This window comes from Variovorax humicola (assembly GCF_037889915.1).
Lineage (GTDB): Bacteria > Pseudomonadota > Gammaproteobacteria > Burkholderiales > Burkholderiaceae_C > Variovorax > Variovorax humicola.
In genome coordinates, this window is sequence record NZ_JBBKZV010000027.1 from 20,417 (window position 1) to 36,414 (window position 15,998).

At 65.1% G+C, this 15,998-nt stretch carries 18 protein-coding genes; 15 read left to right on the forward strand and 3 right to left on the reverse strand.

Translation table 11 applies throughout. The features are described 5' to 3' along the window. Positions 1–24: 24 nt before the first annotated feature. The gene (locus WKW80_RS28360) at positions 25–861 is read right to left on the reverse strand and encodes an IclR family transcriptional regulator (protein WP_340367007.1); all 837 of its coding nucleotides are present in this window, start codon (positions 859–861) and stop codon (positions 25–27) included. Between the two features lie 9 nt (positions 862–870). Beyond that, complete coding sequence (locus WKW80_RS28365; RefSeq protein ID WP_340366934.1) at positions 871–1,752, reverse strand: amidohydrolase family protein; 882 nt, start codon at positions 1,750–1,752, stop codon at positions 871–873. Positions 1,753–2,048: 296 nt separating this feature from the next. Here WKW80_RS28365 and WKW80_RS28370 point away from each other — a divergent pair, with 296 nt between their 5' ends. Further along, the gene (locus WKW80_RS28370; RefSeq protein ID WP_340366935.1) at positions 2,049–2,873 is read left to right on the forward strand and encodes a TauD/TfdA dioxygenase family protein; all 825 of its coding nucleotides are present in this window, start codon (positions 2,049–2,051) and stop codon (positions 2,871–2,873) included. A 6-nt stretch (positions 2,874–2,879) separates the two neighbouring features. On the opposite strand, the gene WKW80_RS28375 is transcribed toward WKW80_RS28370, so the two are convergent. Then, complete coding sequence (locus tag WKW80_RS28375; RefSeq protein WP_340366936.1) at positions 2,880–3,632, reverse strand: IclR family transcriptional regulator; 753 nt, start codon at positions 3,630–3,632, stop codon at positions 2,880–2,882. Between WKW80_RS28375 and WKW80_RS28380 the strand changes: the two genes are divergently transcribed. The 14 genes from WKW80_RS28380 to WKW80_RS28445 all read left to right on the forward strand — a co-directional run bounded on the left by WKW80_RS28380 (position 3,595) and on the right by WKW80_RS28445 (position 15,998). After that, positions 3,595–4,590 carry an enoyl-CoA hydratase/isomerase family protein gene (locus WKW80_RS28380; protein WP_340366937.1) on the forward strand — a complete coding sequence of 332 codons (996 nt, stop codon included), beginning with the start codon at positions 3,595–3,597 and terminating at the stop codon, positions 4,588–4,590. The genes WKW80_RS28375 and WKW80_RS28380 overlap by 38 nt on opposite strands. Beyond that, positions 4,587–6,200: an acyl-CoA mutase large subunit family protein gene (locus WKW80_RS28385; protein ID WP_340366938.1), complete on the forward strand. Its 1,614-nt coding sequence runs from the start codon at positions 4,587–4,589 to the stop codon at positions 6,198–6,200. Before WKW80_RS28380 ends, WKW80_RS28385 begins: the two co-directional genes overlap by 4 nt. Next, entirely contained in the window at positions 6,197–6,616 is a 420-nt protein-coding gene (locus WKW80_RS28390) for a cobalamin B12-binding domain-containing protein (RefSeq protein ID WP_340366939.1), read from the forward strand. Before WKW80_RS28385 ends, WKW80_RS28390 begins: the two co-directional genes overlap by 4 nt. Before the next feature lie 16 nt (positions 6,617–6,632). Next, on the forward strand, positions 6,633–7,760 hold the full coding sequence (locus WKW80_RS28395) for a CaiB/BaiF CoA transferase family protein (protein WP_340366940.1): 1,128 nt from the start codon (positions 6,633–6,635) through the stop codon (positions 7,758–7,760). Then, on the forward strand, positions 7,757–8,662 hold the full coding sequence (locus WKW80_RS28400; protein WP_340366941.1) for an ArgK/MeaB family GTPase: 906 nt from the start codon (positions 7,757–7,759) through the stop codon (positions 8,660–8,662). Before WKW80_RS28395 ends, WKW80_RS28400 begins: the two co-directional genes overlap by 4 nt. 17 nt (positions 8,663–8,679) lie before the next feature. Next, positions 8,680–9,138: a Bug family tripartite tricarboxylate transporter substrate binding protein gene (locus WKW80_RS28405; RefSeq protein WP_340366942.1), complete on the forward strand. Its 459-nt coding sequence runs from the start codon at positions 8,680–8,682 to the stop codon at positions 9,136–9,138. A gap of 75 nt (positions 9,139–9,213) precedes the next feature. Then, positions 9,214–9,474: a hypothetical protein gene (locus WKW80_RS28410; protein WP_340366943.1), complete on the forward strand. Its 261-nt coding sequence runs from the start codon at positions 9,214–9,216 to the stop codon at positions 9,472–9,474. 30 nt (positions 9,475–9,504) lie between these two features. Then, entirely contained in the window at positions 9,505–10,311 is an 807-nt protein-coding gene (locus WKW80_RS28415; RefSeq protein ID WP_340366944.1) for an IclR family transcriptional regulator, read from the forward strand. A gap of 138 nt (positions 10,312–10,449) precedes the next feature. Continuing rightward, on the forward strand, positions 10,450–11,676 hold the full coding sequence (locus tag WKW80_RS28420; RefSeq protein ID WP_340366945.1) for an alpha-hydroxy acid oxidase: 1,227 nt from the start codon (positions 10,450–10,452) through the stop codon (positions 11,674–11,676). Further along, the gene (locus tag WKW80_RS28425) at positions 11,673–12,641 is read left to right on the forward strand and encodes a Bug family tripartite tricarboxylate transporter substrate binding protein (RefSeq protein WP_340366946.1); all 969 of its coding nucleotides are present in this window, start codon (positions 11,673–11,675) and stop codon (positions 12,639–12,641) included. The genes WKW80_RS28420 and WKW80_RS28425 overlap by 4 nt, the downstream gene beginning before the upstream one ends. Before the next feature lie 61 nt (positions 12,642–12,702). After that, on the forward strand, positions 12,703–13,596 hold the full coding sequence (locus tag WKW80_RS28430; protein WP_340366947.1) for a TauD/TfdA dioxygenase family protein: 894 nt from the start codon (positions 12,703–12,705) through the stop codon (positions 13,594–13,596). A 15-nt stretch (positions 13,597–13,611) separates the two neighbouring features. Next, positions 13,612–14,319 carry a 4-carboxy-4-hydroxy-2-oxoadipate aldolase/oxaloacetate decarboxylase gene (locus tag WKW80_RS28435; protein ID WP_340366948.1) on the forward strand — a complete coding sequence of 236 codons (708 nt, stop codon included), beginning with the start codon at positions 13,612–13,614 and terminating at the stop codon, positions 14,317–14,319. A gap of 65 nt (positions 14,320–14,384) precedes the next feature. Beyond that, positions 14,385–15,386, forward strand: a complete 1,002-nt coding sequence (dctP, locus tag WKW80_RS28440; protein ID WP_340366949.1) for a TRAP transporter substrate-binding protein DctP — start codon at positions 14,385–14,387, stop codon at positions 15,384–15,386. Next, positions 15,387–15,998, forward strand: a complete 612-nt coding sequence (locus WKW80_RS28445) for a TRAP transporter small permease (RefSeq protein WP_340366950.1) — start codon at positions 15,387–15,389, stop codon at positions 15,996–15,998.

The following is a 15,998-nucleotide window of genomic DNA, read 5'->3' on the forward strand; positions in this document are numbered from 1 at the left end:
GAATGCTCCTTTGCGCCATTGGCTTCACAGATTGAATTTGCAGGCGTCCGCGCCCAGCGTCGCGGCCGCGGCTCCCAGTTCGTCGCGCAGGCTCTCCAGCCGCTGCTCGCCATACAGCTCGGGCGTGCCCAGCAGGCACAGTGCCGCGAAGGTCGCGCCGCTCGACCCGCGCACAGGCATGCCGAACGCATGCACCCCCGGAACGACGTCACCCAAGTTCACCCCGAAGCCATGCCGGTCGGAACGCTCGCGCATCTTTTGCAGTGCAGCCAATCGCCCTGTGCCGCAACGCGCAACTTCCTGCGCCACGTTGTCGAGCAACACTTTGCGCGCCTCTTCGGCGGGCAGGGTCTGGAGGATCGCCACGCCGCCTGCCGCGGTGAACAACGGCCGGCGCGAACCCGGATAAAGCACCGAGCCCGACAGCGGCAAAGATCCCGCGCGCGCGCTGCACACGTACTCATTGCCACTGCGTAACAGCAGCACCGCGACGCCACCCATGCGGCGCGCGAAGGCCTGCAACGTGGCCTCGGCACGGCGCTGGAAGTGAACGTGTTCCGGCAACGCGAGGCCCAGCTCGTGCATCAACGGCCCGGGCAAGTAGTGCCGGTCGCTCGCGCACTGCACCACCAGGCGCTCTTCGATCATGCAGCCGAGCATGCGGTGCACCGTGGCCCGGTCCAGGTCGCACGCGGCGGCCAGGTCGGACAGGCGCCAGCCAAACTGCGGCCGCGAGGCGATCATGCGCATGAGCTTGATGCCGCGCGTGAGACTTCGCGTTCCGAGTCGCTCCGGGGCGGCAGCGTTGGGGCTCTGCTGGGCAAGCTGGTCTGTGTCCACCGTGGCGGGCTCCTTGTGCATGTTCACGATTCAGTCGCCGAAGCCATAGAGCCGCTTCGGGTTGTCGACCAGGATCTTGTGCAGTGTCGAATCGTCCAATGACCACTGGCGCAACTGGCCGAGCACGTGGCCCGAGTCCACGTCGAATGGGGGGCACACGTCGGTCGGGGCCGGCATCACGCCCGGTTGCGGATGGGGCCAGTCGCTGCCCCACAGCATGCGATCCGGATTGCTTTGGATGAAGCGCCGCGCCAATGGCGCGAGGTCGGCGTAGTCCAGGCTGTCGGAGCAGCGATACGGCGCGGAGAGCTTCACGTAGGCCTTGCCGCCCTCCACGAGTGCGAGCACGGCATCGAGCCCCTTCTGGCTTGCGGCTCGGCTGGCGTGCGCGCCCGCATAGTGGTCGAACACGACCGGAACGGGCAGCGACCGGATGGCGTCGTTGCAACCCGAAAGCAGCGGCAGACTCGCATAGACCTGCACATGCCATCCCCAAGGCGCGACGCGGTCGGCGATGCGTCGCATATGGTCGGAGGCCTTGGCCGTGTCGCCTTGCTTGTCGATTTCCAGGTTGACGCGAACACCGCGAACGCCAGCGGATGCCATCTCGTCGAGCATTGCGTCCGGAGCGTTTTCATCGATCACCGCGATGCCCCGTGCCCGGCGGCTTCCGAGAATGCGAAGGGCATGCAGCGTGGCCGAATTGTCGAATCCGTAGACGCTGGGCTGCACGATGACCACGCGCTGTATGCCCAGGCCGGCGTGCAATTCCGACAGTGCTTCGATCGATGCGGGCGGCGGCGTGTACCGGCGTGAAAAGCTGAAGGGGAACGCCCCACCGTCCAGGAGGACATGCGTGTGGCAATCGCACGCGCCGGGCGGCAGGGGCGGCAGTGTCGAAGGCGTTTTCATGCGGCGCGCGGTTCACGTGCGAGAGTGACGGGGTGGTGGGCACGATAGCGGATCGCCCCCGAAGATTGATGCCGCGCGCATGCGCGAATTTCAAGGAGTGAACTTTCAGGTCCACCGCGCGGGTAAGTCTGGCGCACCCGTCTGGCGAAATCCCCGCCACTTCCCAAAGCTCATTAATTCCATATACTGAACAAACGTTCTCAATACCGAATATTGTTTGGTGCACAAACGCTGAAACGCGCGGCGTCGCCTCACTCCGCGGCGCCACTTTCCCCCATTCACTGGCCATCAACATCATGCAAATCAAGAAGATCGCAGGCGCGCTCGGCGCCGAGGTTTCAGGCGTGGATCTCACGCAGCCGCTGCCCGATGAAGAGGCTCGACGCATTCACGGCGCACTGCTGGACCATCAGGTCATCTTCCTGCGCAATCAGAAGCTCACGTTGCAGCAATTCCTGGCTTTCGCCAATGCGATGGGGCAGCCGGTCGACTATCCATTCGTCAAGGGGTTGCCGGGATTTCCGCAGATCATCGAGGTGAAGAAGCTGGAGCACGAGACCTCCAATTTCGGCGGCATCTGGCACTCTGACACCACCTATCTCGAGGAGCCGCCGATGGGGTCGATGCTGCTCTCACGCGAAATCCCACCGTACGGCGGAGACACCATGTTCGCCAACCAGTACATGGCCTATGACGCACTGTCGCCGACGATGAAGGACCTCCTCGCCCCGCTGGTTGGCATCAGCAGCTCGGCCAAGGCCGACGTCTCGCGCACGCGGGAGGACCGGATCAAGACCGATGGTGCGGGCGATGCGAGCCAGCAGCATCTGGCCGAGCATCCGGTCGTTCGAACTCACCCCGAGACAGGTCGCAAGGCCCTGTACGTCAACATCGCACACACCGCGGGCATCAAGGGCCTGACGGACGACGAGAGCGAGCCATTGCTGAAGTTTCTGTTCCAGCACCAGGTCAAGCCGGAGTTCACGTGCCGCTTCAGTTGGGAGCCGGACACCATCGCGTTCTGGGACAACCGCTGCACGCAGCACAATCCGGTCAACGACTACCATGGCTTTCGGCGTGTCATGCACCGCATCACGCTCAAGGGCGACCGGCCCGTGTAGGCGCGCTCACTTCACCTGGAACTGGCGGGAGATGAAGCTGCAGGTCGCGACGAGCAACTGCGCGCATTCGGCGAGGCTGGCCTCCATGCGGTGCCGCGGCCCCGCCACCGCGACGGCCAGCGTCTCGTTGTGCACCGCGAAGAAGGCAGCGACGGCCCACACGTCGATCACGTTTTCGCCGCGCGTCTGGAAGTAGCCGGCGCGTCGGCTCTGCAGGATGTCGGTAATCAGGGCTTCGGGGTCCGTGATCGTCGAGGTGGTGATGGAGGGCAGGGTCCTGCCATCGAACCAGGCGCGCAGGTCCGCCTCCTTCAACGAGCCCAGCAGCGCCTTGCCGATCGAACTCGAATGCAGCGGCTTGATGTCCCCCGGCTTGGCGGAATAGCGGATCGAGTTCGTGCTCTCCACGACCTGCAGGTACACCACGCTGTCGCCCTGCCGCTTGCCAAGGATCACCGTCTCGCGCGACGTCTCGCGCAAGCGCTCCAGCATGGGCGTCATGCGCTCGACAAACGGATCCTTGTCGAGGATGTCGCGCGTCACGTCGTACATGCGCTTCGTCGGATAGAGCGACCTCGGGCGCGCGAGCGAATACAAATAGCCGCGCGCCGTGAGGGTCGAGACGATCGCGTGACAGGTGCTCTTTGGGATGCCCACCGCATCGGCGAGATCGGTCAGGGACAGCGGCCGCTGGCTCGCCTGGAAGGCTTCGAAGATGTCGATGACACGTTCGACGGCGGTGACATTGGATGCGGTCATGGGGGATTCCTGGGTAGCAGTGGCTTGCTGGGAAATTCTGCCGGCTGAACAAACATGCTCGCTGACGCCTCAATTGCATCGTACAAAGCACGCTTGTTCGAAATATAGAACATTCGTTCTTGATTCAGAAATTGTCGAATCATACGATTCGTGTAACAGATTTCTGGAGACCGCCTCAGTGCCCTACGGCCAAGACATCACAGTCGACCAGCGTGCGACCGGCGCGTGCTGGATCACCATCGACCGCGCGCAGAAACACAACGCCCTCGCCCGCTCGGTTCTTGCGGATCTGGCGACCGCCGTGCGCGAGGCGGGCACACGCGCAGGGACGCGACTGGTCGTGCTCTCCGGCGCAGGTGAACGCTTCTTCGCGGCCGGCGGCGACCTGCTGGACCTGGCCAGCGTTCGCGACGAAGCCGCAACCCTCGCCATGACGGACCAGGCGCGCGGCGCGCTGGATGCGATCCGCGATTGCCCCTTGCCTGTCCTCGCACTGCTGAACGGCGACGCGATCGGCGGCGGCGCCGAACTGGCGCTCGCCTGCGACATGCGGTTGCAGTCGTCGCATGCGCGCATCGGGTTCATCCAGGCACGCTTGGCGATCACATCGGCCTGGGGCGGCGGGCCAGACCTGTGCCGCCTCGTCGGCGGCGCCCGCGCGATGCGCATGATGAGCCGCTGCGAACTCGTGGACGCCCCCACTGCCCTCGCATGGGGACTGGCCGATGCCGTCATCGGCGACGGCCCCGCGGGCAACGACATGCAGGCCTTCCTCGAACCCATGCTGGCCTGCGCACCGCAGGTCTTGCGCGGCATCAAGGCGCAAACGCTGGCGTGGCGGCGTGGAGAAACCTACGAGGCATCGCGCGCCATCGAGCAGCGCCAGGTGCTTCAGACGTGGCTCCACGACGACCACTGGCGCGCCTCCGAAAAGCTCCTGTCCAAAGGAAAGCGATGAGCAGCAGAGACAACATCCAGGTTCCACCCGAACTTCGCCCCATCAACCGCAGCGGCGTCGACGTGCCAACCAGCGTCGATGCCTCGGCAGTCGATCCTGCGTACATCGGCGAGCCGGGCGAATACCCGTTCACGCGCGGCATCTTTCCGGACGGCTACCAGGGCCGCCTGTGGACCATCCGCCAGTACTCGGGCTTCGGCACGGCAGAGGAATCCAACGCGCGGTACAAGTTCCTTCTGGGCAAGGGACAGACCGGCCTGTCGGTGGCGCTCGACCTGCCCACGCAGTGCGGCCTGGACCCCACGCATCCGATGGCTCGACCGGAGATCGGCAAGGTCGGCGTGTCGCTGTCGAACCTGAGCGAGGCCGAGATCCTTTTCGATGGGCTCGACCTCTCGAAAATCTCGACGTCCTTCACCATCAACGGCACCGCCGCCATCATCTACGCGATGTATCTGGCGGTGGCCGACAAGCAGGGCGTGCCGCGCAGCAAGCTCACGGGCACGATCCAGAACGACATCCTCAAGGAGTACGTGGCGCGCGGCACCTGGATCTTTCCGGTGAAGCCATCGATGCGGCTGATTGCCGACTCGATCCTGTACTCCAACGATGTGTCGCCGCGCTTCAACCCGATCAGCATTGCCGGCGCCCACGTACGCGATGCGGGCGCGACGGCCGCCGAGGAGATGGCCTATACGCTGGCCAACGGCCTCGCCTATGTCGACGAACTGCGCGAGCGCGGCGGCGACGTGGAGAAGTTCGCCAAGCGGCTGTCGTTCTTCTTCTACGTTCACATGGACTTCTTCGAGGAGATCGCGAAGTTCCGCGCTGGCCGGCGACTGTGGGCGAAGCTGATGAAAGAGCGCTACGGCGTGCAGGACCCCAAGGCGCAGCACTTCCGCTTCGGCGTGGTCTGCGGCGGCTCTTCCCTGGTGGCGCCGCAGCCCTACAACAACGTGGTGCGCGTGGCCGTGGAAACCATGGCCGCGGTGTTCGGCGGTGCGCAATCAATCTTCACCTGCGCATTCGACGAAGCCTTCCAGATACCCACCGAGTTCTCCGCCGAGTTGGCGGTGCGCACGCAGCAGATCATTGCCTACGAGAGCGGCATCGGCCGCACGGTCGACCCGCTGGGCGGCAGCTACTTCCTCGAGGAGCACACCAATCGCATGGAAGAAAAGATCGTGCAGGTGATGGACGAGATCGAGGCCTACGGCGGTGTGACCCGTGCGATCGAGGAAGGCTGGATCCAATTGCGCCTGGCCGAGCGCGGACTGGAACGCAAGCTCGACACCGACTCCGGACACAACGTCATCGTCGGGCAGAACCACTTCAAGAAGGCCAACGAAGAGATCAAGGTCGGCGAGGTCTTCACGCTCGATCCGACAGTGGCGCAACGCGCGCTGGAGAAGTTCCAGCGCGTGCTCGACACGCGCAACCAGGCGGCGGTCGACACGTCGCTGGGGAAGCTTGCCGCGGCCTCCGCGAAGGACCGAGAGAACGTCATGCCCTATCTCGTGGAGTGTTGCCATGCCTACGCGACGGTGGGCGAGATGGTGGCGTGCCTGAAGAAGGAATGGGGCGAATTCAAGGAACCGGTGAATCTATGACCACACAACTTCAGCCCTCGCCCGCACTGGCCGGCAAGCGCATCCTGATTGGCAAGCCCGGCCTCGACGGGCATGACATCGGCGCCAAGATCGTCGCGCTGACGCTGCGCAATGCGGGCGCCGAGGTGATCTACACCGGGCTTCGGCGCAGCCCGCAGCAGATTGCGCAGGTGGCCATCGACGAAGGCGTCGACGCGGTGGGCCTGAGCATCCTGTCGGGCAGCCACAAGGAACTGGTCGAGGATGTGATGACGCAGCTTCGCGAACTCGGCGCAGGCGACGTCAAGGTATTCGTCGGTGGAACCATTCCGGCGGAAGATCAGCCGCACCTCAAGCAGCTCGGCGCCGCGGCCATCTTCACGGCCGACATGCCGCTGGACGACGTGGTCAGGATCCTGGCGGAAAGCCTGGCATGAGCACCGGGGGTTCGCAATGAACGCGCCGCTCGAAGGCATTCGTATCGTGGAAGTCGGGCACATGCTCGCCGGCCCCTATTGCGGGCTGATGCTCGCCGACATGGGCGCGGAGGTCATCAAGATCGAGACGCCCGAAGGCGACATCGGCCGCACCGTCAGCCCGCATTTCATCGGCCCGCACAACGCCTATTTCGCGAGCCTGAACCGCAACAAGAAGAGCGTGGTGCTCGACCTCGCCAGTGACGACGGACGCGAAGCGCTCGGCCACATCGCGGCGCAATCGCAGGCGCTCGTGACGAACCTGCGCCCTTCCGCGATTCACAAGCTCGGCCTCACCTACGACACCCTGCGCAAATGGAACGAGAGGATCGTGTGCGTTGCTCTGACCGGGTACGGTCTCAAGGGGCCTTTCTCTGAAAACCCGGCCTACGACTACGTCATCCAGGCCATGACCGGGGTGATGGCCCTGACCGGCTCGCCCACCTCGCCGCCGACGAAGGCTGGCTACTCGGCCGTCGACAACTCCGCCGGACTGGTGGCCGCGCTCGGCCTGCTCGCCATGATCGTGCAGGGGCGCGGCGGGCAGGTCGACGTGTCGATGTACGACGTGATGCTGTCGCAACTCAACTACCTGGCCGGCGCGGATCTCAACGCCGGGGAGACGATCCAGCGGATGCCCGATTCGGCACATCCGTACGTGGTGCCGGCGCAGATCTTTCCGACGGCGGATGGATGGCTTACGCTGTTCATCACGCACGACAAGTTCTGGAAGAAGTTCTGCGAGGAGATCGGCCGGCCGGCGTGGTTGGTCGACCCGAAGTTCGCCAGCATGGCAGGCCGCCGCGCGCATCGCACCGAAGTCGTCGCGGCCATCACTGCCGTGCTCTCGGAGGCCTCCGCGGCCGCATGGGTGCGGCGCCTGGGCGCGCTTGGGGTCGTTGTCTCCGAGGTGGGCACGCTGAGCGACGCGCTGCGCAGCGACATCGCCGCGGACCGGTCGATGGTCGTGGCACTCGGCGACGGCGAGTTGCCGCTGAGAGCTGTCGCGAGTCCCATCAAGTTCGATGGCTACACGCCGTCGTATGGGCTGCCTCCCTTGCTGGACCAGCATCACGACGAGGTGCTGGGTTGGGCCACTGCGTGACGTCGACGCCGCTCGATCGGCGGGCGCTGGGCCGCACGCTCACGCAACTCGCGAATGCGAACGCCGTCGATCTGGCCAGGCGGCCACTGCGTACGCCGGCGGCCAGCACAGCGCGCCGCATCGGCATCACCGGCGCGCCCGGTGCCGGCAAGAGCACGCTGCTGGGCCATCTCGCGCTTGCTCGCGCAGCCAACGGCCGACTCGGTGTTCTGGCCGTCGATCCCAGCAGCCCGAAGAGCGGGGGCGCGATCCTCGGTGACCGTGTCCGCATGGACGAACTGCCTGGCGCGTCGGAGCTCTACATCCGGTCGCTGGGGTCGCGCAAGACATCGGATGGCCTCGCAGACAACTTGCCCGAGATGCTCGACGCAATGGACGATTTCGAGTTCGCGGAAGTCCTGCTGGAAACGGTCGGCGTCGGACAGGCAGAGTACGCGGCACGCATACAGGTCGACACGCTGGTGCTCGTGTTGCTGCCGGAAAGCGGCGACACCGTGCAGGCGATGAAGGCCGGCATCATGGAGATGGCCGACATCTTCGTCGTCAACAAATCCGACCTGCCGGGTGCCCGGAGGATGGCCACCGACATCAAACGCATCTCGGCGATCACGCGCCACGCGCAAGGGTCGTGGATTCCGCCGGTGTTGCTGACTTCGGCTGCGCAGTCGCAGTCGATCAGCGCACTCTCCGAGTCGATCGACCGTCATCAATCCTGGCTGGCGAGCAGCGGACGCACCGAAGCGCTTCGCCTTCAGCGTGCCCGCTACCGACTCAGGCGCCTCGTGGAAATCCGCGCCGCGGAAGTCATTGCCCAACAAGGCGCCGAATTCTTCGCCGCACCGCTGGCGCACCAGTTGGCCCAGACGCTCGACATCGTCGGAAAGACAGGCGTTTCGACATGACAACAAGGAGACTTTCCATGCCCAGATTCCCGTGGCTGATGGCGCTGCTCGCGACACTGATAGCTGCGCCGCTCGGCGTTCAGGCGCAGGGCTTCCCGAGCAAGCCCGTGAGGATCATCGTGCCCCAGACGCCCTGCGGCGCGTCCGACGCACTCGCTCGCATCATGAGCCAGAAGCTCAGCAACAAATGGGGGCAACCCGTGATCGTCGACAACCGCGCCGGCGCAGGCGGCAACGTGGGCATGGAAGTTGTCAACACGGCGGCGCCCGACGGCTATACGCTGCTCATGAGCTACGTCGGCACGCAGGCGATCAACGGTGCGCTGTACAAGAACCTGCCGTTCGACCCGGGCACTGACTTCGCGCCGGTGGCCACCGTTGCGACACTGCCCTTCGTGATGGTCACCCGGCCCGACGCACCCTTCAAGACGGTGCCGCAATTGATCGAGGCCGCGAAGAAGCAAAGCATGTGGTGAAGGCCTCGGGCGCCAGCGTCGACTGATGATGACGCGGGCAACGATCCGACACTCAAGCGCCAGGTGCACGTGGGCATGCGAGACGGCGCGACGCAGATCGAATTGCAATTCGCAAGGGAATCGGCGATTGCCCTGCTTCAACGAAGCGTTGCCATGAAGCATGATCGCCTCGCCATGCACAGGCTTGTCGATGCATTGAATCTCAAGGCAAGCGTCGATGCCCATGCATGGGACAATTGCACTGCGATGGCAAGCGACCCGGCGCGTTTCGCGGCGCTAGCGAAAACATTCCCCTCGTTTCCCCGCCTCGTTCAGGAGATGAGCGGGCAGACATAGCAAAGACTCCCACGTGAAGACCTCGCCACGATGCCAGCCACTGAGAACACCGGAACACAGAGCATCGAGCGCGCCTTGCGGATCCTGCGCGAACTTGCAGCGCGCGGCGAATTCGGCTGGCGGCTGTCGGACCTTTCGGCGCGCTGCGAGGTCGACAAGGGAACGGTGCATCGCGTGCTCGCCTGTCTTGTGCGCGAGCGCTTCGTGCAACAGCGCCCGACCGACAAGCACTATTTCCCCGGCCCGATGCTGTATGAACTCAGCCTGTCGCTTCCGGGCTATGCCGCTTTTCAGCAGGCCTGCGAGCGTCGCCTTGCGAAGTTCGCCGTGCAGACCGAGGCGATCGCGTGGCTGATCCTTCGCAGCGGCAACGAGTACGTTTGCGCCGTGCGCAAGGGCACGCTCGAGTTGCGCGGGCTCATGGTGCATGTTGGCACGAGGCGGCCGCTGTTCACGTCCGTCGGCGGGGTCGCGATCCTGCAGACGCTGCCATCGCTCGATACCGAAAACATCCTCGTGGACAACGCGCAGCAAGAGATCGCGCAGCGCGGTGAAGGCCGCCTCGCCGCACTCAGGAAGATGCGAGATCGCTCTCAACGCCATGGGTTCGGCGTCAACCTCGGAGACGTCGCGCCCGGCGTGCATGCGTTTGCCGTTCCCGTGTGCAGCAGCGACGGCCACGCGGTAGCCGCAGTCTGTCTCACCGGCCTGCCGGAGCAGTTTCCCGAGGAACGCCTCGCCGAGATCCGGAAGGCACTGGGCGAAGTCGCTGCCGGTGTCGAAGGCGACGCGTACAAACTCCTCGGCTCCGTGATGCAGGTGGCCGCGGCGTTCTAGCGTTGTCTCGCAAGACTTCATCGAGGACCAGGGTCCGACGAGAAGTTCAAATAGTGAAACTCGGATTCCCAACCCTATGGGCATCGAAAACAGCCGTCGATATTCTCGAAGTGAGAGACAACTCCACGACGAGAAGCGATGAACGTAAACACGGCGGTCAACCTCGAAGACCTGCGACAGATAGCGCGGCGCAAGCTGCCACGGATCGCTTTCGATTTCATCGATGGTGGTGTGGACGACGAGGACTGCATGCGGCGCAACCGCGAGCAGTTCCGGCGCTATCAACTGGTCCCGCGCTACCTCATTGACGTATCGAAGCGCGACCAGTCCACCGAATTGCTGGGCCGCCGCTACGCGAGCCCGTTCGGCATCTCTCCCACCGGCCTCGCGGGGCTCTTTCATCCCGGTGCGGATGAGCTTCTTGCACAAGCGGCCAAGGCAGCCGACATTCCGTTCCTGCTTTCCAGCGCCAGCAATTGCGCAGTCGAGACGGCGGCAAAGCTCGCACCCGATCACGTCTGGTTCCAGATCTACGGCACGCGCGACGAGCGCATCAACAGCGACCTGGTGAAGCGTGCCCGTGACTGCGGCGTGCGCACGCTGGTGCTCTCGGTCGACGTGCCCGTCAACTCCAATCGCGAGCGCAACCGCCGCAACGGTTTCTCGCGCCCCTTCCGGATGACACCCTCTGTCGTGCTAGAGGCGCTTGGCCATCCGGCGTGGGTATTGCGCTACCTGCGCACCGGCGGCATTCCGATGATGAGCAACTGGGCACCCTATGGTCGGGAAGGGGCCACCGCAGCCGAGGTGGCCGATCTCTACGGCACGCTCACACCAGCGCCGATGATCAAGTGGCAAACGCTGGAGCGCATCCGTGCAGACTGGAACGGCCCACTCGTCGTCAAGGGCCTGCTGCATCCGGACGATGCGCGCCAGGCCGCGGCCCTCGGCGTCGACGCACTAATCGTCTCCAACCATGGTGGCCGGCAACTCGACGTGGCGCCAACGCCGATCGAGATGCTGCCCGCCATCCGCGCGGCCGTCGGCAACCGCGTGGAGCTGATGGTGGACAGCGGCGTGCGGCGCGGCTCCGACATCGTTATCGCGCGCTGCCTCGGTGCGCGCTTCGCATTCTTCGGGCGGCCCACGCTGTTCGGCGCGGCGGCCGGCGGCGCACACGGCATCGCGCGTGCGCTGCAAATCGTGCGCAACGAGATCGACATGGTCATGGCGCAGATCGGATGCAGCACCTTCGATTCGCTCGATGAGCGTTACCTGCGAACCGAAGACGCCGGCCCGGACTGGGGCCACGCCGCGCCGGCTGCCATTGAACTACCCATCCCGAACATCAGGAGACAACGATGATTTCAATTTCCAGGTCGATGCGCCGATTCGCGGCGCTGTCGGCGGCGCTCATGATCGCCGGCAGCGCCTGCGCGCAGGGCTACCCCAATCACCCGATCAAGATCGTGGTCGCCTACCCGCCCGGGCAGAGCACCGACATCGCCACACGCTACTTCGCCGCAAAGCTCGCGGCCGCGTTGAGCGAGGGCGTGGTGGTCGAGAACCGGCCCGGCGCCTTCGGCAACATCGGCACGGCCTACGCCGCCCGCGCCACGCCCGACGGCTACACGCTGATCATGGGTGCCTCGGGCACACATGCCCTGAATCCGGCGCTGTACGACAACACGGGCTTCGACGCCGAGAAGGACTTCGAACCCATCATCGCCACGGCATTCATTCCGATGGTGATTTCGGTCAACCCGTCGACGAACATCCACTCATTGTCCGAACTGATCCAGCGCGCCAGAGCCCATCCCGACAAGGTCGACGTCGCCCTGCCCAGCGTCACCGCGCAGCTCGTGCTTGAAATGATCAAGCGGCAGAAGGTTCCGCTGTTCGGCATCAAGTACAAGGGATCGGGCGAAGCGATGACTGCCCTGCTCGGCAACCAGGTGCCCGTGCTGATCGACACCGTCGCCGCATCGCGCGCCCAGTTCGGAAAGATGAAACCGCTGGCCGTGACATCGGCAAAGGCGATGAGCGCGCTGCCGGAGATCAAGTCCGTGGCGGAGCAGGGACTGGACGGCTTCAGCGTTGTCGCCTGGAACGTCCTGATGGCGCCACGCGGCACGCCGCCCGAGATCCGCGACCGGCTCGAGACCGAGATGCGCAAGATCCTCGCCCTCCCCGAAACGGCCAAGGCCCTCTATGACCTCGGCTTCGAGCCCGCACCGGCCATGAACCACGCCCAGCTGGTCGCATGGCTGCGCTCGGAGCGCCAGACCGACGCGGACATCGTTCGCACTTCCAGCATGAAGGCGGAATGACGCCGTCGCCATTCCACCTCACCTGAATCCTTCCACTCGCCAACACTCAGGAGCCACATCCATGTCCGCCGTTGCCACCGAACTGAAGTACCGCAAGCTGCATTCCGATTTCGTGATCGAGATCGAGGAGCCGATCAACGAACTGCTGAAGGACCCCGATGCCATCGAGCAGATCCGCCAGCTCTGGCAAACGTCGCCGCTCATCATCTTCCGCCGCCAGTCGATCGAGGAAGAAGAGCAGGTGCGCTTCACCTCGATGTTCGGCCAATGCGAGAGCGCGAACCGCAAGGACATCCAGTCGCCCTATCGCGACGAGATCATCTATTTCAGCACCCTGCGCTACGCGGACGGGCGCTTCGTCGGCGGGTTTGCGGGTGGCGACGACGTGGACTGGCACTCCGACCAGACCTTCAAGGTGCGCCCGGCGACGGGTGCGATGCTGTACGGCGTCGAAGTGCCCAAGGGTGGGGGCGACATCTACTGGGCCAACCAGTACGGCGCCTGGGACAAGTTGCCGGCCGACATCCAGCAATTGATCGACGGGCGCACCGGTACCTATCGCTACGCCAAGCGCATGGCGATCATGAACACGCTGGAACTCAAGGACAAGGAAAGCGCGCAGGCCAAGGAGATGGCCAAGCTGCCCGATGCTTTCCATCCCGTCGTGCTCACGCATCCGCTCACCGGCCGCAAGGCGCTCTACGCCGACCCCACGACCCTGGTCTCGATCGAGGGCCTGAGCGAGGAAGAGAACGCCCGCGTGTTGCCGATCCTGTTCGAAGCCGGCGGCAGCGCCGAACTGGTGTACCGCCACAAGGTGCACAACGGCGACCTGATGATGTGGGACAACGGCTGCACCATGCACCGGCGCGACGAGATGCAGCTCGACCAGCCGCGACTGATGAAGCGCACCACCTTCCGGCTCTCAGGCGACGCGCACTGCGTGCCTCACTGAAAGCGGGGAAACATCTTGAACAGCTCCAGGGTCTTCCTGCGCGTCAACCGCGTCGACGCCAACCTCTGCACGCAGGCGCGCGAGGTCACGGTGTCGGATCTGCACGAGGCCGCCATATCGCGCGGCCGCGGGGGCCTCATGTCCAGCCGCATGCGGCCGATCCAGAAAGGCGCCCGCATCGCGGGCCCCGCGGTCACCGCCTTCTGCGCCCCGGGCGACAACCTCATGATGCACCGCGCGCTCTACCTCGCGCAGCCGGGCGACGTGCTCGTGGTGGTCAGCGACGCCGAGACCTCGGGCGCGCAATGGGGCGACATGGCGGCGCGCTATGCGGTGAAGAAGGGGCTTGCGGGCGTCGTCGTGCAAGGCTGCGTGCGCGACACCGACACCGTGGAATCGCTCGGCTGCGCGGTCTGGGCCACCCACATCCTTTCGATACATCCCGACAAGTGCGGCCACGGAATGGTCAACACGCCTGTGGTGTGCGACGGCGTGCTGGTGAACCCGGGCGACCTGATCGTGGCGGACGGCGACGGCGTGATCTGCGTGCCGAAGGGCGAAGCCGCCGCCACCGTGCAGGCCGCCGTCGCGCGCATGCGCAAGGAAGACGAGATGGCCAGGGCGGTGGCGCGCGGCGAGGCCGTATGGGATCTCGGCGGTTCGGCCGCGAGCTATGCATCCATGGGCATCGAAGAGATTGACGCGGCCTTCGACGACCACTGATTTCCCGCAACCGAACGGGCAGCACCCGTCGCGTCGATTCCATCCAACGACCAGGAGACGAAAGAATGAAGTTCAGGAACATCGCCTTCACAAGGCTGGCCACGATGGTGGCCGCGGCCGCCCTGGGCTTCGCCGCCATCGGCATCGCCCAGGCGGCCGAGGTCTGGCGCGCCTACACCTACAACGCCGTCGCAACCGTCACGGCCGTGAAGGGGCTGAATGCGATGTTCGAGGACATCAAGGACAAGACAGGCGGTCAACTGTCGGTGCGACTGAACCTGGGAGGCACCCTCCCCATCGCCGCGACGAACATCACGCAGGCCGTGGCGGACGACGTGGTGCAACTCGGCGACGACGCCTTCTTCGTCGGTAGCGTGCCGGCCGGCGGCGTGGTGCGCCTGCCGATGCTGCTGCGCACGCGAGCCGACTTCGAGAAGGCTTGGGACGTGGAGGCACCCTACCTGCGCGCCGCCTACGAGAAGAAGAACATCGTGCTGCTCGGGCGCTACATCTTTCCCGAGAACGTGATGTGGTCGAAGAAGAAGCTGACATCGCTGGCCGACATCAACGGACAGAAGATCCGCGTGATCTCCCCCGAGCAGGCAGAGTTCATCAAGCTGCTGGGCGGCATTCCCGTCACGCTGGGCACATCGGAAGTGGCTGCGGGCATCGACCGCGGCGTGATCGACGGGGCGTTGACTGCCAGCTCGGGCTACGGCTACGTCTGGCGCGACCTGCTGAAGTACAGCTATCGGCTCAACGTGAGCTTCATCGATTCGCTGATCCTCGTGAACAAGGATGCCTGGGACAAGCTGCCACCCGCCTCCAGGACGCAGGTGCAGACGATCGTGAACGAGCACACGGCGCGCATCACAGCTGCCATGGCCGCCGAGGACGAGGACCTCACGCGCAAGCTGGCCGCAGGCGGCATGGTGGTCACCGAGCCGACGGCCGCCGAACTGGCAGACGCCGAGAAACGCATCACGCCTTATTGGAAGGAATGGGGCGAGAAGCGCCCCGCCGTGCAGGAAGCACTGCAGAAGGCGCGTGCCGCCGTGGGGCGCTGAATGGCCGCTGCCCTCAAGCAAGCCCTGCATGCGGACCCCGGAGTGGCAGGCGCATTGCCCGAGCAGTTGCCGGTGGTCGATGTCGACGGTTCAAGCGTCGATGACGACGCCTTCAGCCCGCTCGAGGATTGGACGGCGCGGTCGGCCCGCTGGATCACGCAGGCCATCGTCGTCGGGCTGGTCGTGATGATGGGCGCGGAAATGCTGGTGCGCTCTGCCTTCGGCTGGTCGGTGCAGTTCAGCAACGAGATCGGCGGCTATTCGCTGGTGGCCATCACTTTCCTGTCGCTCGGCTCCGGACAATTGCTCCACGCCTACCACCGCGTGCACTTCCTGGATGGGCGCTTGGGACCCATCGGTCGCGCGCGAATGCGGCTTTTGTTCGACCTGGCCGCCACCGCGGTCGCAGCCGTGTTGCTGTTCGAGATGGCGCGCTTCGAATGGCTCACCTGGAAATCCGATGACGTCGCGGCGACCGGCCTCATGACACCGCTGTGGATCCCGCGCCTGGTGATGCCGCTCGGCGTGCTGATCCTGACCTGGGCACTGCTGCGCACGCTGGCCGGCGACTGGCGCCGCCTGGTTGCTGCCAACGCCGGACGAGGAGAATGA